This window comes from Alicyclobacillus acidocaldarius subsp. acidocaldarius Tc-4-1 (genome assembly GCF_000219875.1).
In the GTDB taxonomy this organism is placed as follows: domain Bacteria; phylum Bacillota; class Bacilli; order Alicyclobacillales; family Alicyclobacillaceae; genus Alicyclobacillus; species Alicyclobacillus acidocaldarius_A.
Window position 1 is genome coordinate 823,971 of the sequence record NC_017167.1, and the last position, 17,537, is coordinate 841,507.

Annotated in this window: 21 protein-coding genes; 16 read left to right on the forward strand and 5 right to left on the reverse strand. The window is 64.2% G+C overall.

Annotation, left to right across the window (positions count from 1 at the left end):
• The first annotated feature begins 98 nt into the window (after positions 1-98).
• From TC41_RS03675 to rmuC, 15 genes are all read left to right on the forward strand, one after another.
• Positions 99-998, forward strand: a complete 900-nt coding sequence (locus TC41_RS03675) for an acetaldehyde dehydrogenase (acetylating) (protein ID WP_014463659.1) — start codon at positions 99-101, stop codon at positions 996-998.
• A complete protein-coding gene (gene dmpG, locus TC41_RS03680; RefSeq protein ID WP_014463660.1) occupies positions 995-2,032 on the forward strand; it encodes a 4-hydroxy-2-oxovalerate aldolase in 1,038 nt (345 codons plus the stop codon). The genes TC41_RS03675 and dmpG overlap by 4 nt, the downstream gene beginning before the upstream one ends.
• Positions 2,029-3,033: a HoxN/HupN/NixA family nickel/cobalt transporter gene (locus TC41_RS03685; RefSeq protein WP_014463661.1), complete on the forward strand. Its 1,005-nt coding sequence runs from the start codon at positions 2,029-2,031 to the stop codon at positions 3,031-3,033. Before dmpG ends, TC41_RS03685 begins: the two co-directional genes overlap by 4 nt.
• 319 nt (positions 3,034-3,352) lie before the next feature.
• Positions 3,353-3,961 carry a TetR/AcrR family transcriptional regulator gene (locus TC41_RS03690; RefSeq protein ID WP_014463662.1) on the forward strand — a complete coding sequence of 203 codons (609 nt, stop codon included), beginning with the start codon at positions 3,353-3,355 and terminating at the stop codon, positions 3,959-3,961.
• 56 nt (positions 3,962-4,017) lie between these two features.
• Entirely contained in the window at positions 4,018-4,953 is a 936-nt protein-coding gene (gene paaA, locus TC41_RS03695; RefSeq protein ID WP_014463663.1) for a 1,2-phenylacetyl-CoA epoxidase subunit PaaA, read from the forward strand.
• A 12-nt stretch (positions 4,954-4,965) separates the two neighbouring features.
• Positions 4,966-5,343 carry a phenylacetic acid degradation protein gene (locus TC41_RS03700; protein ID WP_014463664.1) on the forward strand — a complete coding sequence of 126 codons (378 nt, stop codon included), beginning with the start codon at positions 4,966-4,968 and terminating at the stop codon, positions 5,341-5,343.
• 5 nt (positions 5,344-5,348) lie between these two features.
• A complete protein-coding gene (gene paaC / locus TC41_RS03705; RefSeq protein ID WP_148260116.1) occupies positions 5,349-6,137 on the forward strand; it encodes a 1,2-phenylacetyl-CoA epoxidase subunit PaaC in 789 nt (262 codons plus the stop codon).
• A gap of 6 nt (positions 6,138-6,143) precedes the next feature.
• Complete coding sequence (paaD, locus tag TC41_RS03710) at positions 6,144-6,614, forward strand: 1,2-phenylacetyl-CoA epoxidase subunit PaaD (RefSeq protein WP_014463666.1); 471 nt, start codon at positions 6,144-6,146, stop codon at positions 6,612-6,614.
• Positions 6,615-6,714: 100 nt separating this feature from the next.
• Positions 6,715-8,037 (forward strand): phenylacetate--CoA ligase family protein, encoded by a 1,323-nt coding sequence (locus TC41_RS03715; protein WP_041695686.1) that lies wholly within the window; start codon positions 6,715-6,717, stop codon positions 8,035-8,037.
• 57 nt (positions 8,038-8,094) lie between these two features.
• Complete coding sequence (locus TC41_RS03720) at positions 8,095-8,403, forward strand: EthD family reductase (RefSeq protein WP_041694994.1); 309 nt, start codon at positions 8,095-8,097, stop codon at positions 8,401-8,403.
• Positions 8,404-8,426: 23 nt separating this feature from the next.
• Positions 8,427-8,819 carry a thioesterase family protein gene (locus TC41_RS03725; protein WP_041695688.1) on the forward strand — a complete coding sequence of 131 codons (393 nt, stop codon included), beginning with the start codon at positions 8,427-8,429 and terminating at the stop codon, positions 8,817-8,819.
• A 32-nt stretch (positions 8,820-8,851) separates the two neighbouring features.
• Entirely contained in the window at positions 8,852-10,294 is a 1,443-nt protein-coding gene (locus TC41_RS03730; protein ID WP_041694995.1) for an NAD-dependent succinate-semialdehyde dehydrogenase, read from the forward strand.
• A gap of 101 nt (positions 10,295-10,395) precedes the next feature.
• Positions 10,396-11,169 carry an enoyl-CoA hydratase-related protein gene (locus TC41_RS03735; protein ID WP_014463671.1) on the forward strand — a complete coding sequence of 258 codons (774 nt, stop codon included), beginning with the start codon at positions 10,396-10,398 and terminating at the stop codon, positions 11,167-11,169.
• A gap of 42 nt (positions 11,170-11,211) precedes the next feature.
• Positions 11,212-12,408, forward strand: coding sequence for a thiolase family protein (locus TC41_RS03740; protein WP_014463672.1), 1,197 nt, complete (start codon positions 11,212-11,214; stop codon positions 12,406-12,408).
• Positions 12,409-12,566: 158 nt separating this feature from the next.
• Complete coding sequence (gene rmuC / locus TC41_RS03745) at positions 12,567-13,868, forward strand: DNA recombination protein RmuC (RefSeq protein WP_014463673.1); 1,302 nt, start codon at positions 12,567-12,569, stop codon at positions 13,866-13,868.
• A 41-nt stretch (positions 13,869-13,909) separates the two neighbouring features.
• On the opposite strand, the gene TC41_RS03750 is transcribed toward rmuC, so the two are convergent.
• Genes TC41_RS03750 through TC41_RS03760 form a run of 3 tightly spaced genes read right to left on the reverse strand, consistent with a single transcriptional unit; the run spans position 13,910 to position 15,279 of the window.
• Complete coding sequence (locus tag TC41_RS03750; protein WP_014463674.1) at positions 13,910-14,122, reverse strand: YjzC family protein; 213 nt, start codon at positions 14,120-14,122, stop codon at positions 13,910-13,912.
• A gap of 51 nt (positions 14,123-14,173) precedes the next feature.
• Complete coding sequence (locus tag TC41_RS03755; RefSeq protein ID WP_014463675.1) at positions 14,174-14,845, reverse strand: LrgB family protein; 672 nt, start codon at positions 14,843-14,845, stop codon at positions 14,174-14,176.
• Complete coding sequence (locus TC41_RS03760) at positions 14,845-15,279, reverse strand: CidA/LrgA family protein (protein ID WP_014463676.1); 435 nt, start codon at positions 15,277-15,279, stop codon at positions 14,845-14,847. The genes TC41_RS03755 and TC41_RS03760 overlap by 1 nt, the downstream gene beginning before the upstream one ends.
• Before the next feature lie 135 nt (positions 15,280-15,414).
• Here TC41_RS03760 and TC41_RS03765 point away from each other — a divergent pair, with 135 nt between their 5' ends.
• Positions 15,415-16,311 carry a LysR family transcriptional regulator gene (locus TC41_RS03765; protein ID WP_014463677.1) on the forward strand — a complete coding sequence of 299 codons (897 nt, stop codon included), beginning with the start codon at positions 15,415-15,417 and terminating at the stop codon, positions 16,309-16,311.
• A gap of 24 nt (positions 16,312-16,335) precedes the next feature.
• On the opposite strand, the gene TC41_RS03770 is transcribed toward TC41_RS03765, so the two are convergent.
• A complete protein-coding gene (locus TC41_RS03770; protein WP_014463678.1) occupies positions 16,336-16,812 on the reverse strand; it encodes a PaaI family thioesterase in 477 nt (158 codons plus the stop codon).
• A 1-nt stretch (position 16,813) separates the two neighbouring features.
• Positions 16,814-17,467: an FMN-binding negative transcriptional regulator gene (locus TC41_RS03775; protein ID WP_014463679.1), complete on the reverse strand. Its 654-nt coding sequence runs from the start codon at positions 17,465-17,467 to the stop codon at positions 16,814-16,816.
• Positions 17,468-17,537: the final 70 nt, after the last annotated feature.

A 17,537-nucleotide genomic window follows, 5' to 3' on the forward strand; every position in this document is an offset into this window, starting at 1 on the left:
ACGAAAGCGTTTGCGGATGGGATGTGAAAATGGCGCATGTCGCACGGGGTTAGAGTGAGGCGTAGCGGCAGGATGTTGCGAAGGGAGAGAATGGAAGGATGCGGAAATTGCAGGCCGCCATTGTGGGATCGGGCAATATTGGGACCGATCTGATGATCAAGTTGCTGCGAAGCCCGTGGTTGGAGCCGCGCTGGATGATCGGGATCGACCCGGAGTCGAACGGGCTGCGCTGCGCCGCGAAGCTCGGACTTGAGACGTCCGCTGAAGGGCTCAAGGCCGTGCTCGATCGCGGCGCGAGGCCGGACGTGGTGTTTGATGCCACCAGTGCGAAGGCCCACGTGCGCCACGCGAAGCTGTTGCGCGAAGCGGGCATTCAGGCGATCGATCTCACGCCAGCAGCGCGCGGGCCATACGTGATCGCGGCAGTCAACCTCAAGGAGCACCTCGATTCGCCAAACGTGAACATGGTGACGTGCGGGGGCCAGGCCACGGTGCCGATGGTGTACGCGGTGAGCCGGATCGTGCCAGTGCGATACGCCGAGATTGTGGCGACCATCGCGAGCAAGAGTGCAGGCCCGGGGACGAGGCAGAACATCGATGAGTTCACGCAGACCACCGCGCGAGCGCTTGAAACCATCGGCGGGGCGAAGAGGGGAAAGGCCATCATCATCCTGAACCCCGCCGAGCCACCGATTCTCATGCGAGACACGGTGTACTGCATGATCGAGGACGCGTCCAAGCCCGTGGTGGACCGCGTGATCGAGTCGATCCACGACATGGTCCGCCATGTGCAGACCTACGTGCCCGGATATCGACTGAACCGCGATCCCATCGTGATGGACAACGTGGTCAGCATCTCGCTCGAGGTGGAGGGACTGGGGGATTACCTCCCGGTCTACGCCGGGAACCTGGACATCATGACGGCAGCGGCGGTCAAGTTTGGAGAAGAGTATGCGAAGCACAGGCTGGCGGCGGAGGGAGTGGAGATCGCGCAATGACGGCGATTCGGATCACGGATGTCACGCTGCGGGACGGCATGCACGCCGTTCGGCACCAGTTCAGCTTGGAAGACGCCAGAGCCATTGCGAAGGCCCTGGACGCAACGGGTGTCGACATTGTCGAGGCCTCTCACGGCGACGGCCTCGGCGGCAGCTCGATTCAATATGGATTTGCGAAGGAGGACGAAGAGGCATACCTGCGCGCCGTCTGCGAAGCGGCGCCGAACACCAAGGTTGCGGCGCTGCTGTTGCCTGGCATCGGCACGGTAGACGACATGAAACGCGCGATCGACTGTGGGATTCGCGTCATTCGCATCGCGACGCATTCCACGGAGGCGGACATTTCTGAGGAGCACATGCAGGAGGCGCGCAAACTGGGCCTCGAGGTCGTGGGGTTCCTGATGCTCTCGCACATGACGCACACAACTGTACTGGTGGAGGAAGCCAAGAAGATGGCCTCGTATGGCGCCCACTGCGTCTACATCGTCGACTCCGCGGGAGCGATGCTGATGGATGAGGTGACAGAGAAGGTCTCCGCATTGCGCGAGTCGTTGCCGCCTGAGGTGGAAGTCGGGTTTCACGCCCACAACAACCTCGGCGTGTCTGTCGCCAATTCGATCGCAGCGGTGCGCGCGGGTGCGGTGAGGATCGACGCCAGTCTCGCGGGATTAGGGGCGGGGGCCGGCAATACGCCGCTTGAGGTGTTGGTCGCCGCGTGTGAGAAACTCGGCATCGACACGGGCGTCGACCTGTACCGGGCGATGGATGCGGCAGAAGACGTCGTCAGGCCCAGGATGCTTCGGCCTGTGATACCCGATCGCGACAGCCTGACCCTGGGCTATGCAGGCGTCTATTCGAGCTTCTTGCTGCACGCGGACCGGGCGGCGAAGCGCTTCGGCGTGGACGCGAGGGATATCCTCGTGGAGCTCGGCAAGCGGAAGGTCGTCGGCGGGCAGGAGGACATGATCGTCGATGTGGCGCTTCAGTTGGCTCAAACCCTTGCTCGTCAGACAGAGGGAGTGGAATCGACGTGATCGTGAAGCGAACGCTCATTCGCCTTGCGGGCGGGATCGCCCTGCTGCACGCGGTGGCGCTCGCGATGCTTGCCCTCGGTGCATGGCACCATCCGGCTCTTATGGGTCTCGGTGCGGTGGCGTACACGCTCGGGATGCGCCACGCGTTTGATGCGGATCACATCGCCGCTATCGATAACACGGTTCGCAAGCTTCGTCAAGATGGGGTGGACGGGACCAGCGTCGGCTTTTTCTTCTCGATGGGGCACTCCACCGTCGTGTGCCTGATGGCGATCGCGACGGCATTCGCGGTGCGTGCGGCGGAACGGAGCTTGCCCACGCTCGAGAACATCGGCGGCTACGTGGGGACCGTGGTGTCTGCCGGGTTTCTATTCATCATTGGGCTCGTGAACCTGGTCATCCTGCTGCAACTCGTTCGCCATTGGCGTGGGCATCGGCTCGGCAGTCCATCTCCCGCAGAAGTGGAACAGTTGTTGCAGTCGCGAGGGTTCATCTACCGGATGACGGGACGTCTCTTTCGGCTGGTTCGGAGGAGTTCCGACATCTATCCCATCGGCTTCCTCTTTGGACTGGGTTTCGACACCGCGAGCGAGATCGCATTGCTCGCCATTTCTGCGGGGGCGGCCAAATCGGCCTTGCCCGCGGTCGGGATCCTGGCTTTGCCGCTGCTCTTTGCGAGTGGCATGAGTCTGTTCGACACCGCCGACGGGGCGTGGATGTGCAGTGCCTATGGGGTGGCGCTCGCATCTCCCGTGCGTCGTCTATCGTACAATGTCCTCACAACCGGCCTGTCCGTCTTCGTGGCGCTGAGCATCGGCGCGTTGGAGGCAGCGCAGGTCCTGACGCAATCCGTCGGATGGACCCGCGGTTTCTGGGGATGGTTGCAGAATCTCGATCTCGGCCCGATTGGGATGGCGATTGTGGCGATCTTTGTCGCCTTGTTCGTGACAAGCTACGTGATTTGGGCGCGTATCCCGCCGTCTGCTGGCCAAGAGACCTGAGCCGGATGTGGGATAGGGTGGATATGGTGAAGGGAAGGGGCTGTCCCAAAAGTGCTGACAACCAAGAACAAGGGGGCTAGCCCCTTTCGCCATCTGACGCATGGGTTTTGGGACAGCCGCTTTTACAGTTTGGTTGGCGTTGGTCGCGATTTTCGAACTTTTTTCGAACAGTTCAGAAAGCCTTTACATGTGCGGCGATTCGAGTGAAAATAGGGGCAGAGGCGCATTCGTCGCTTGCGCGGCGATGCGGTGCATCGTATAATTAACTTAAACAAGCAAGCGCTTGCTTTTGAGGGCTTCTGCAGGAGGGGAGACGAGAATGCCGAGGCCGAGTCAGAAAGACCAAATTCTCGCCGCGGCGAGAAGGCTATTCAGCGAAAAAGGGTATCATGGCACGACGATTCGCGAAATCGCGGTCGAGGCCGGGGTGCTTTCCGGCAGCCTGTACGCTCACATCGAATCCAAAGAAGACTTACTATTCGAAATTGCCGACGAAGGTGCGGAGGCGTTTCTTCTCGCTGCCCGATCCGTGGAGTCCAAGTGGCGGGATCCGGTCGACCGCCTGCGCGAGGGGCTGCGCGCGCATATCCGCGTGGTGGCCGACAAACAGGAGTCCGCGAAGGTGTTCTTTCACGAGTGGCGAGCTCTCTCCGATGACCGGCGTGAGGTGATTCAGGCCAAGCGGGATCGGTACGAGGCCCATTGGCGCAAGTGGATCGAAGAGGGCATGCGAGACGGATCGGTGCGCAGAGCGGATCCGAAGTTCGTGCGGCTGTGCCTGCTTTCCGTCGCGAACTGGGTATATCAGTGGTATCGGCCGGGAGGCGAGCTGACCCCGGAAGACATCGCGGATCATTTCTGGACCCTTTTGTTCAACGGGATCGGCGCGGAGCAGGACGCGGCATGCGAATTGCTGGGCGAGGTTTGAGGCAGCGCTGTGCGCGAACCGAACGGCATCAACAATCGGCATGGGAGGCGAATGCGATGTCGGACGCTCGTATGGAAGATTTCATGGCGCGGATTCAACGCGGAGACAAGATCGAGGCGCACGACTGGATGCCTGAGGACTATCGCCTCCTGTTGTTGCGGCTCATTCACATGCACGCCGTGAGCGAGATCATGGGCGCGTATCCTGAGAAGGAGTGGGTGCCCAAGGCGCCGACCCTGCGCCGCAAGATGTCGCTCATGGCCAAGGTTCAGGACGAGATCGGCCATGGCCAACTGCTGCTGCGCGTGGCTGAGGATCTGGCGGCGCCGCTCGGGCGCGATCGCGTCAAACTCATGGACGACGTGATCACGGGGCGTGTGAAGTTCCACAACGTGTTTCACATGGAAGCGCCGACATGGGCGGACGCGGGCATCATCGGATGGCTGGTGGACGGCGCGGCCATTATCACGCAGACGGCCCTGCTCGACTGCTCCTATGCGCCGTACGCGCGGGTGTTGAAGCGCATCTGCGCGGAGGAGAGTTTCCACATGCAGCACGGGGAGTCGATCATTCTGTCGCTGGCCGAGGGCGAACCTTGGCAGCGGCAGATGCTGCAGGAGGCGCTCAACCGCTGGTGGGAGGCCATCCTCTTCTTCTTCGGGCCGCCCATCGTCACCGACGCGGCCCGGCGCATGATGGAATATCGCATCCGATCGCGCACAAACGAAGAGTTGCGCCAGAAATTTTTGACGCGGTACGTACCCCGGATTCGGGCCGTGGGCCTAGAGATCCCGGATTCCGCACTCCGGTACGACGAAGAAAAGGGGCTGTGGCGCTACACGGAGCCCGATTGGGAGCGCCTGTCGCGCATGGTGCGGGACAACACGGGGCCGAAGTCGCAGGAGCGCATCGCGCTGCGCCGCATGGCTCATCGGGATCAGGTGTGGGTTCGCGAGGCGCTCGTTAGGGTCCGCACGGCGGCCGCGGTGTAGGAGGTGGGACGGATGGCGATGTCACAAATGGAGCGAAATCGCGCGGATGAAGGCGCCACAGCGACGTCCTACGACGTCTACGAAATCTTCGTCCAGACCTCCGATCTCGAACCCCACGTGCATGTGGGCAGCCTGCTCGCGCCCTCGCCCGAATGGGCGCTGCAGCTTGCCCGCGAGAACTTCCTCCGGCGCGCGCAGGCCGTGAGCGTGTGGGCCGTGCGCCGCGACGACGTTCACGCCACACCGGCCGATCCCGACTGGTTCGCGCGCGAATTCGAACGGAAATACCGGGACGTGTCCGGTTATGCCGACAACGCGCGGCGGTGGAAGCGGTTCAAGGCGCAGGCGATGAACATCGACGACGTGATCGCGGACGTGCGAAAGGAGTGAGCGCGGTGGCACCGAACGGGGAGATGGAAAACCGCGACAGCATCGTCGGCGCCCTCGCCCTTCAGCTTGGCGACGAGGAGTTGTTCCTTGGCCATCGAGATTCCGAATGGCTGGGTCTCGCGCCGGAGGTCGAGGAGGATGTGGCATTTGCCTCCATTGCGCAGGACGAGGTCCGGCATGCGGCGTTCTGGTATGAGATCGCGGAGGCCTCCGGGCTCGGACAGGCGGATGCACTGGCGTTCGATCGCGACGCAGCGGAGAGGAGGCACGCGGCGCTGTGCGCGCGGCCGAACGGGGACTGGGCGCACACCGTGCTCCGCCACTACCTGTACGACGCGTGGGACGCCGTTCGGCTCGCCGCGATGGCGGAGGCGGGAGACGAGACGTGGGCGCACGGAGCTCGGCGCATGCTGCGGGAAGAACATTACCACCACCTGCATATGGAGAAGTGGGTGATCGATCTCGGCCGCGCAGGCGGCGAAGCGGCGGCCAGGCTTCGCACCGCGTTTGAGGCGCTGCTCCCGGATCTGCCGGACCTTGCGGCCTTTGCGGTGGATCCACAGGCGCTTCTCGATCTCGGCATCCTGTCGCGGCCCTTCGCGGAATTGCGCCGGGCGTTTGTGGCGCGCATCGCGCCCACGCTCTCGAAGGCCGGGCTGCCGGTGGATCGCGTCGAGGCCGTGATCGCCGCACACGCAGGCGAACGCGCGCGGCCCATCGCGCCGGTGGACGATTCGATGGAACTCCTCGCGACGATGAACGGCGTGCGCAGCCTCGGCGCCGCCACCTGGTGAGGAGGGATGCGCGTGACCATCCGCTCGATGTCTGAGGAGGCGGTCTGGCAGGCGCTCGCCTGCGTGCCGGATCCCGAGTTGCCCGTGGTGAGCGTGATCGATCTCGGCATGGTGAAATCGGTGTCGGTGGACCATCGCGTCGCGCGCGTGGAGCTCATCCCCACGTTTCTGGGCTGTCCGGCGCTGGGCTGGATTGCAGACAAGGTGAGGGCAGCCTTGGCGGAGCAGGGGTTTGAGGCTGAGGTGGCGTTTGCGCTCGACGTGATCTGGGACCCAAGCCGCATCACGCCGGACGGGATCGACAAGCTGCGCCAGATGGGTGTGGCGGTCCCGGTGAAGAGCGACGCCGCGCCCGTCGCATGTCCGTACTGCGGCGCGCGCGACACCGACATTGAGAGCTTGTTCGGCCCAACGCCGTGCCGCGCCGTCTACTACTGCCGAGCTTGTCGCCAGCCGTTTGAGGCGATGAAGCCGTAAACGGAGGAGAACCAAACAGCCGTTCGCGCCTTGATGGAAGCGCTTGCATCGCGTCGGCCGCATGCGTGCCGATAGGAACAGGAGGCGAATGCCGGTGGCCATGATGTATCAGCCCGAGTTGGAGACCATGTCCCGCGCGGATTTGGAGGCACTGCAGCTTGCGCGACTCCGCGCGATGCTAGAGCGGGTCTACGCGCGGGTGCCGTTTTATCGCGCTCGCTTCGACGAGGCGGGCGTGAAGCCGTCCGACTTGCACACGCTCGCCGATCTAGCGCGATTTCCCTTCACGCGCAAGCAGGACTTGCGCGATCACTATCCGCTCGGCCTGCTGGCCGTGGATAAACGCGAAGTGGCGCGCATCCACGGCTCGTCTGGCACGAAAGGCAAGCCGACGCTCGTCGCCTACACCCAGGGCGATCTCGGCCGATGGAGCGAGATCGTCGCGAGGTCCATCGTGACGGCGGGCGGCAGGCCTGGCGACGTGTTTCACGTCATCTACGGATACGGCCTGTTCACGGGCGGGCTCGGCTTCCACTACGGCGCGGAGCGGCTGGGCATGACCGTGGTGCCCGTCTCGGGCGGCCAGACGGCTCGCCAGGTGACGCTGATGGAGGATCTGCGGCCGCGCGGGATTGCGGGCACGCCGTCGTATTGCCTGACCATCGCCGAACATATGCGGGCAGAGGGGAAGGATCCGCGCGCCATCGGGATCCAGTACGGCATCTTCGGGGCGGAGCCTTGGACGGAGGAGATGCGGCAGAAACTCGAGGACGCCTATGGGCTCAAGGCGATGGACGTGTACGGGCTGTCGGAGGTCATTGGGCCTGGCGTTGGGATTGAGTGCATCGACGCGCAGGAAGGGCTCCACATCGCGGAGGACCACTTTCTCGTCGAGGTCATCGATCCAGAGACGCTCGAGCCTGTGCCACCCGGCACCTACGGAGAGCTGGTGTTTACCACGCTCACGAAGGAGGCTATGCCCGTCGTGCGCTACCGCACGGGCGACGTGGCGGCCCTCATCCCCGAGCCATGTCGGTGCGGCCGCACGCACGCGCGGATGACGCGCATCAAGGGGCGGATCGACGACATGCTCGTCGTGCGCGGGGTGAACGTGTTTCCTTCGGAAATTGAGGCGGTCCTATTCGCCACCGAGGGGCTTTCGCCGCACTACCAGATTGTGGTGGAGCGTGAGAGCGGTTTGGATCGGCTGACCGTGCTCGTCGAGCCCGACGTGGTGTGGGCGCGACAGGCGGGCGATGCGGCCGAACCGGGCGTCGAGCAGGCCCTGTGCGCCCGCGTCGCCTCGAGGCTGCGGGACGTCCTTGGGCTCAGCACGGACGTGCGTGCGGTGCCTACGGGCAGCTTGCCGCGCAGCGAGGGCAAGGCCGTGCGGGTGGTCGATCGCCGGCACGTGTACGCGTGACGCGTGCGAAACGCCCGGGCATCCATTTCCTATGCGAGAAAGGAAGAGTTGAGAGGTATGATCAAATTGATTGCGCTTTACAAAAAGCCCGCGGACGTGGAGGCGTTCGAGGCGCATTATCGCGAAGTGCATCTGCCGCTGGTGGAAAAGGTGCCAGGGCTCGTGCGCGCCGAGGTGACGCGCATCAAGTCCGACGCCATGGGTGGCGAGGCGCCTTACTATCTCATGGCGGAGATGTACTTCGAGAACGAGGAGACGTTCAGGCAGGCCATGAAATCGCCGGAGAACAAGGCCGCGGCGAAGGACGTCATGAGCTTCGCGGGCGACATCGTCACGATGATGGTCGGCCAGGTCGACGAGGGGTGACGCTCGGGGCGGAGGTGAAGGCGATGCGCGAAGGGCTGGCGCCAGGTCAACAGAAGTCGTGGGAGATCACGGTGACCGAGGACATGTGTCCTTCGTTCCTTGGAAAGCGCGTACATCCCGTGCTGTCGACGGCGACCATGATCTCGTACATGGAATGGGTGGCTCGGCGAACCATCCTCGACTACCTTGAAGACGGCGAGGAAGGCATCGGCCACAGCGTGTCCGTGCGGCATCTGGCGCCCGCGCCCGTCGGCAAGCGCGTCTCGTTTTACGCCGAGGTGACGCGCGTGGAGGGTCCGAGAGTGGACTGCCGCGTCTGGGCGGAACACGACAAGGCCCGCATTGGCGAGGGCGAGGTCGTGCAGTACATCTTGCCGAAGGCGAAGATCGAGGCGCGTATTCGGGCGATGGCGTGACGGCGTGGGCCGAACAGAGAAGGGAGATCGACATGACAGACACCCGGAAGATGTACATCGGTGGGGAATGGGTGGATTCGATTTCGGGGGAATCGCTGGAGGTGAGAAATCCCGCGACTGGCGAGGTGGTGGGACGCGCGGCATTCGGGGATCATCGCGACGCGCTCCGCGCCATCGACGCGGCGCACGCGGCGTTCCCGGAGTGGAGCCGGCTTTTGGCGAGAGAGCGCTCCCGCTACCTGTATCGTTTGTACGAGCTCGTGTATGAGCATCGGAATGAGCTCGCGGAGCTCGTGTCGGCCGAGATGGGTAAGCCCGTCCGCGAGGCGAAGGGAGAAGTGGTCGGTTCGGCCGACTACTTCCTGTGGTACGCGGAAGAGGCGAAGCGCGTTTACGGGGAGACCATTCCGTCGAGTTTTCCCAACAAACGGATTCTCGTGCATCGGCAGCCCGTGGGCGTCGTGGCGGCCATCACGCCTTGGAACTTCCCGGTGAACATGGTGGCGCGCAAAATCGCGCCGGCGCTCGCCGCGGGATGCACGGTCGTGCTGAAACCGGCTGAGGCGACGCCGCTCTCCGCCATTCGGCTGTTTGAGCTGATCCACGAGGCGGGCTTCCCGCCAGGCGTGGCCAACCTCGTGATTGGGCAACCCGACAAGGTGGGAGAAGCGTTCCTCAAGAGCCCGAAGGTGGCGAAGATCGCCTTCACTGGCAGCACGCGCGTCGGCAAGCTGCTTATGGCGGGCGCAGCCGAGCATGTCAAGCGCGTCAGCCTCGAGCTCGGCGGACACGCCCCGACTCTCGTGTTCGCCGACGCCGATCTCGATCTCGCGGTGAAGGGCGTATTCGAGAGCAAATTCCGCAACACCGGCCAGATGTGCATCTGCACGAACCGCCTGTATGTCGAGCGCTCTGTCGCGGAGCCCTTCGTCGAGCGGCTGGTGGAGCGCGTGAAAAAGGCGAAGGTGGGCGACGGCAGGAATCCGGATGTCGAAGTCGGCCCGGTCATCAATGAGCGCGGCCTCGAGAAGGTGCTCAACCACATCGAAGACGCGCGCCAGAAGGGCGCAACCGTGGTCTGCGGAGGAAACCGCCTGACCGAGGGAGACTACGCCAAAGGTTACTTCGTCGAGCCGACCGTTCTCACTGGCGTCGAGCGCGGCATGCGCGTCCTCGAGGAGGAGACGTTCGGGCCTGTGCTCCCCGTGGCGGTCTTCGACACCGAGGACGAGGCCATCCGCCTTGCGAACGATTCGCCCTATGGACTCGCGGCCTACGTGTACACGCGCGATCTCGGCCGGGCCGTTCGGGTCGCCGAAGCGCTGGAATTCGGCATCGTAGGTGTCAACGACGGGGCGCCGGTGCAGACGCAGGCTCCGTTCGGCGGCTTCAAGGAGAGCGGGCTCGGGCGCGAGGGCGGCCATCACGCCATGGACGAGTTCCTCGAAATCAAGCACATCTCGCTCGGATGGTGATGGGAGATGGGGGAGAAGCTGCGCGGGATCCCGCGCAGCTTCTAGCCGCTCCAGCGGATTTTGCGCTATGATGAACAGGGGAGAGAAGGGGGCATTCGCGCATGCATAAAAGCGTTCGCGTGGAACACCAGGGGGCTGTGATGGTCGTCACCCTCAACCGGCCGGAAAAGGTGAATGCCTTGACGCGGGATACGCTGTTCGCCCTGCGCGAGGCGTTTCAAGCCGCAGGAGAGGACGACGGCGTCCGCTGCGTCCTTCTGACGGGTGCGGGCCGCGGCTTCTGCGCGGGTCAGGATCTGGATCTCGGCGGCGGCGACGCCGATTACGCCAAGGTCATCCGAGAGACGTACAATCCGCTCATTCTCACCATGACGCACCTCGAAAAGCCCATCGTCTGCGCCATCAACGGCGTTGCGGCCGGCGCCGGCGTCAGCCTAGCGCTCGCCTGCGATCTTCGCATTGCCTCCGAAACGGCGACATTCATTCAGGCTTTTGTGAATATTGGGCTCATTCCGGACTCCGGCGGAACCTGGTTCTTGCCGCGCATCGTAGGTCTCGGCCGGGCCATGGAACTCGCCATGTTGGGCGATCGCGTCGATGCCTCCCGCGCCTTCGAGATGGGGCTCGTCAACCGCGTCGTGCCCGCCGACAGGCTGATGGCCGAGGCGATGGCGCTCGCCGAGCGGCTGGCTTCGATGCCCACTCGCGCCATCGGGCTCATCAAGCGCGCGCACTACGAGGGCATGGAGCAGACGCTGGCGCAGTCACTCGAGCTCGAGGCCGTGCTGCAGAAAGAGGCCGGCCAGACGGCGGATCACCAGGAGGGTGTGCGGGCATTTCTGGAAAAAAGACCACCGCGTTTTCAGGGCCGATAGGCTCTGACTTCGCTGTATTTCTTCGATGAAAGGAGATTTCACATGCGAAATGTGTGGATCGTCGAATACGTGCGGACGCCCATCGGCAGACAGGGCGGGGCACTGAAGCGCGTCCGCCCGGACGATCTCGCCGCGCACGTGTTGAAGCACGTCTGCGATCGAGCCGGGATCGAGCCGGGCCAGGTGGAGGAAGTGTACATGGGCTGCGCCAATCAGGCGGGCGAGGACAACCGGAACGTGGCGCGCATGGCGGTGCTCCTCCCGGGCTTTCCCGAGCACGTCCCGGGCGTCACGGTGAATCGCCTGTGCGCCTCGGGACTGGAGGCCGTGAATCAGGCGGCAAAGGCGATTGCGCTTGGCGAGATCGACATCGCCATCGCGGGGGGCGTGGAGAGCATGACGCGCGCGCCGCTCGTGTTCCCGAAGCCGGAGATGGAATACGTGCGCGGCAATCAGATCATGTGGGACACGACGCTGGGCTGGCGCATGCCGAATCCGCAGTTTCCGTATCCGCTCGAGAGCATGGGCGAGACGGCCGAGAACGTGGCGGAGCAATTTGGCATCTCGCGCGAGGATCAGGACGCCTTTGCACTCGCGAGCCAACAGAAGGCCGCGAGAGCGCAGGCGGAGGGGATCTTCGCGGAGGAGATTGTGCCCGTCGTTGTGAAGGAGAAGAAGCAGGAGATGGTGGTGGATCGCGACGAGCATCCGCGGCCTGACACCACCATGGAGGCGCTCGCGAAGCTCAAGCCCGCTTTCCGCGAGGGAGGCACGGTGACGGCGGGCAACTCGTCGGGCATCAACGACGGCGCGGCGGCGCTCGTGCTCGTGTCGGAGGAAAAGGGGCGGGAATTCGGCCTGAAGCCGCTTGCGCGTTGGGTGGCGAGCGCGACGGCGGGCGTCAGCCCGCGCGTGATGGGAATTGGCCCTGTGTACGCCGTGCGGAAGCTCCTCGCCAGGACGGGCGTTCGGGTGGACGAGATCGACTGGGTGGAGTTGAACGAGGCCTTTGCGGCGCAGTCGGTGGCGTGCATCCGCGAGCTGGGGTTCGATCCGGCCAAGGTGAATCCGAATGGCGGCGCCATCGCGCTGGGGCATCCGCTCGGCTGCTCGGGGGCGCGCCTCGCTGGGACGCTCGCGAAGCAGCTTGTGCGCACGGGGGCGCGCTACGGCATTGCTACGCTTTGCGTCGGTGTGGGGCAGGGCGTGGCGACGCTTCTCGAGCGGGTGGACGCGTGAGGTAGGACCGCGAGACGCAGTTTCTCGGCGCGCGAATGGCGTACCGCTGTGGCGTCGCACGAGGTACAATGGAGACAGCGAGGACGGCCTCCGGCCGGCGGAACAGGTCTTCCCCGCGCCGGCAGGCCGTTTCTGGCAGACGCGTAGGAGGTCGTGGTTTGCACGCAATCGACATCGTTCTGCTTCTCGTGTTGCTGGGGCTTGCGGCATGGACAATCTGGCGAGTGGAGTTGACGCAGCGCAACCAGCAGCGGTTATTTGCTCAGCTCGAGGCCCACGAACGGGCGCTGCGAGACCTGCGCATGGAGATGTCCCAGGCGATTCAGTCCCAGAGCCAGGCGCTGATGAGCGCGCAGGCGGAAGCCTCGCGCAGTCTCGCGCAGACCATCTCGCTGCAACATCAGAACCTGCTGCACGCTCTGGGCGAGTGGAACGAGAAGGATTGGGCTCAGCTTGAGTCGTTCAGCCAGCGATTCAGCGAGTGGGCGCAGCTCACGGCCCGCCAACTCGAAGCGACGCGCGAGACGGTCGAGCGGAGGCTCCAGTATCTGCAAGAGGAAAACCGCAAGGAACTCGAGCGCATGCGCCTGACGGTCGACGAAAAGCTTCATCAGACGCTCGAGCGCCGCCTGGGTGAGTCGTTCCAGCTCGTGAGTCAGCGCCTCGAGCAGGTGCACCAGGGCCTCGGCGAGATGCAGTCACTCGCCGCTGGCGTCGGCGATCTCAAGCGCGTCCTTTCCAACGTGAAGGCGCGCGGAATTCTCGGGGAGGTCCAGTTGGATGCACTCCTCGAACAGCTGATGAGCCCCGAGCAGTATGCGCGAAACGTCGCGGTCAAGCCGGGATCGGACGAGCGCGTTGACTTTGCCATCCGGCTGCCCGGACGGGAGGGGGACGATCCCGTCTGGCTGCCCATCGACGCCAAGTTTCCGCTCGAAGACTATCAGCGGCTCGTGGACGCGCAGGATGCGGGCGACCAGGCTGGATTCCTGGAGGCGGCGAAGGCGCTTGAGGCGCGCATCCGCGACGAGGCAAAGTCCATCCGCCAAAAGTACATCGCCCCGCCTCACACCACCGAGTTCGCGCTCCTCTTCCTTCCAATAGAAGGGCTGTTCGCCGAGGTCCTGCGCCGAAGTGGCTTGTGGGAGTCGCTGTCGCGCGAGTACCGCGTGATTGTCACCGGGCCGACGACGCTCACGGCGCTCCTCAACAGCCTGCAGATGGGATTTCGTACGCTCGCGATTCAGAAGCGTTCAAGCGAGGTCTGGCAACTGCTCGGCGCGATTCGGACGGAGTTCGGTAAGTTCGGCGAGCTGCTCGCGCGAACGCGCAAAAAGCTGGAGGAAGCATCGAATGCCATCGATCGCGCCGCGACGCGATCGCGCCAAATCGAGCGAAAGCTCGTGGCCGTCGAGGCGCAGCCGGAGCTTCCGGATGCCTCCTGGGGAGAAGACGCGTAAACCAGTAGGGCAGCACGGGCTGCGTGCCCGCGCTGCTTTTTTCAGTGTTTGTGGCTCGTCTTGATGCGGCGCCATTTGCGGTCGTCGTTGGTGGTCTCGGGGAACCGTTCGCCTTTGTGAAGGTATACGCGCTTCGGATGGTGGAGATCCTCGCTGTCGGGATGCACCCCCACCTCGATGTAGACGCCGTTGTTCGGCGCTTTGTACCCCGGCGTGAATTCGGATCGCTCGCCCACGGCCATCACCTCAGGCATAGCATGTCCGGAACGCGCGGCTGCATGACCGGAGCTTGTTTCCTGGTCTCGTCATCCGAGTGCGCTCACGAGCGCAGGCGCGAGGCCGAGCGTGATGAACGCCGCGACAATCATCGCGAGGCTCGAGCACGTGCCTTCCATGGCGCCATATTCGAACGCGCGCGCGGTGCCAATGCCGTGCGAGCCCATGCCGAACAGCGCGCCGCGGGCCACGGGGGATTTGAGGCGCAACAGCCGCAAGAGCCACGGTCCCACGACGACGCCGGTGATGCCGGTCAAAATGACGAATACGGCCGTCAAGGTCGGGATGCCGCCAATGGCCTGCGAAATGTCCATGGCGATAGGCGTCGTGACCGATCTCGGCGCGATGCTCGTCACCACGGCGTGGTTGAGGTGCAACAGCCTGGCCAAAAGGACCGAACCCGTGATCCCAGTGGCGGATCCGAAGGTGAGGCTCACCAAAAACTCCGGCCAGTGCGCCTTGAGAACGGGAAAGTGGCGGTGCAAGGGCACCGCGAAGGCCACAGTCGCTGGGCCGAGGAGCGAGGTCAGCCAGCGAGCGGAGGCGTCATACGTGGCGTAGGACACGTGCGCGAAGTGCAGGAACAGGACGAGCGCCACGAGCGACGTGATCATAGGGTTGAGGAAGACCACGTGGAAGCGGCGATACAGCGCTTTGCAAGCGGCGTAAGCTATCAGCGTGGATGCGAGGCCGAGCCACATCACGACGCGTTCGCCTCCCGCGACGGGTTCTGTTCAACGCGGGGCGTCCGGTTGCGTGCGCGCCACACCGCTTCCGCCACGCCTCCGGTGACCACCATCACCAGTACGGTGCCCACGGCAACAACGGCGACGACCTTCCAGCCGTCCTGTCGCATGAGCGGCGCATAAGCCATCACGCCCACCGAGGACGGAATGAAAAACAGCAGGAGCTCTCGAATGAGAAGATCTGCGCCTTGCTCCACCCAGCGCAATTTCACGATGCCGGATTGAAGCAGTGCAAACACCAGGGCCACGCCCAGGATGCTGCCCGGGACAGGCAGGTGCAGCCACCGCACCACAGCGTTGCAAAGCGCCGTGACGGCATAGAGCCCTGCGATTTGTACAAGCGCGATCCCGACATCTCTCAGGCGAGATGGTTGAAGGAATGATGGCACGAATGACCGCACGTGAATCCCCCCAGACAGTGCGATGCTTTGCTGATTTCAGGATACGCCACACAAAATGAGACGTCTAATATATAATTTTATTGTTAATGATATGTATCGTGAATCAAAAGTCCGAAGGGGCGGATGGATACGGAATTGCGCCAACTCGAATACTTCGTGGCCGTGGCCGAGGAACTTCACTTCGGAAGGGCGGCCAAGCGCCTGGGTCTCACTCAGCCCCCGCTCAGTCAACAGATTCAAAAGCTCGAGGACGAAATTGGCGTGACCCTGTTCGACAGGACGAACCGGCGCGTGCAACTGACGCACGCGGGCCGCGCGCTGCTCGCAGAAGCGCGGAAGGTGCTCGCCGACGCGCAGACGGCGGTGAAAGCGGCTCGAGACGCGGCCGCGGGCCGAGTGGGAAGGCTGTCCGTGGCGTTCGTGGGGTCTGCGACGTACGGCTGGCTGCCCGAGGTCATACGCGCGTACCAGGAACGGCATCCCGACGTCGAACTCGTGCTCAGGGAGATGCCTACGCCGGCGCAGATGGAGGCGCTCACTGCGGGCGAGGTGGACGTGGGGGTGGTTCGGCTGCCCGCGCAGCATCCGGATCTCCACATCCGGCTCGTCGAGCGGGACGACTGCGTCGCTGTGGTGCCGAGCGAGCACTCGCTGGTGGCGCGATCGTCGCTCTTCTTGGTGGAACTCGCGGAGGAGTCGTTTGTGCTGGTGTCCCGCGCCATCTGGCCGGGACTTTACGACGGGTTTATCACGCTCGCGCGCGCACTGGGGTTTGAACCACGGGTGCGGCTCGAGGTGACGGAAGTGCAGACAGCCGTGGGGCTCGTGGCGGCGGGACTCGGCGTCAGCATCGTCCCGAGCGCCGCGGAGCGCGTGCACCGTCGCGATGTCCGCTATCTGCACATCGATGGCCAGTCACCTACGGTCGAGCTCGGCGTGGCGTGGCGCCGTCGGGACACGTCTCCTTTGGTGGCCGCGTTTTTGGCGATTGCCGAGTCGGTTCGATCAGGGCTATCGTAGGCCATGTCGGCCTCACCGCGGGCGTCACCGCAGGCGCATGGCGTCGGGGACGCTCACCACCACCGCGCGCGCCTCGACGCACACCGTGTCGCCGGAGAAGACCAGGGTCTCGATCACGGCCTTGCGATCCGTCACCTCGACCACGCGTCCCACGGCGCGCAGGGTTGCCCCCATGGGCGTGGGCTTGCGGTACTCCACATGCAGGGAGGCCGTCACGCAGCGCGGCACGGGTGTGCCATCCCCCAGTTGTCCTCCTGCGGCCCGCAGCAGCGCGAGCGACCCAGAGCCGGTGCTGTGACAGTCGACAAGGCAGGCCAGGTAGCCGCCGTACACAAAGCCCGGCACCGCCGTGTACATAGGGTCAGGTTGCGCTTCCGTGACGGTGACGTCGCCGTCCCAGCGCGTCCGAAAGTGATGTCCGTGCTCGTTGAGTCGACCGCACCCGTAGCACCAGGCGAAGTCGTCCGCATAGTGGTCCTGAACGTAAGGCGAGACGCACATGTCAGGAGGCTCCCTTCGGCTTGGATTCATTTCCGGCGTGGTCACCGGGGTGGGTGAGGCTCAGGCGCCGCATCCAAGCGGCGACAGCGCGAGAATCGGCGTCGTCTTGGGATTCAAGCGCTTCCACGACGCGCGCACGGACTTCGGGTGGCTTGTTCTGGCTGAGTTTCGCCGCCGCCTCGATTCGCGCAATGTCGATGCGAAACGCGACGATGCCGCGCATTAGGTTTCGATAGTACGCGCGATCGCGGTCGGCGGGAAGTGGGGACCGCGGATCGTACGCGAAGACGAGGCGCTGCAAAAGATCCGCGACGGTTTCCTCATCTTCGATCACGCGCGCGCGGCCGTACACGTGGACGGCGACGTAGTTCCACGTCGGTACCTGCTCAGCAAGTCCGTACCAGGCGGGTGAGACATAGGCGTGCGGCCCCTGAAAGACGGCCAGGCACTGAGCCTCATGAAGATGCTTGGCCTGGAGATTGGCCCGCGCCAGGTGTCCGAAGAGCGCCGCCTCGACCGGATCGTAGACGAGAGGGACGTGAGTCGCCATGATGTCTTCGCCGACCGAGGTCACGAGGACGGCAAAGCTGTGCTCGCGAAGCACGGTTTCGATGAGACGCGCGTCTTTTAGTTGAAAGGATCTTGGGATGTACATGAGCCACCTCCCCCGTGGATGGGACGACCCAGACTCAACGTCCTGTCGATCTCCAGAATAACACGGAATG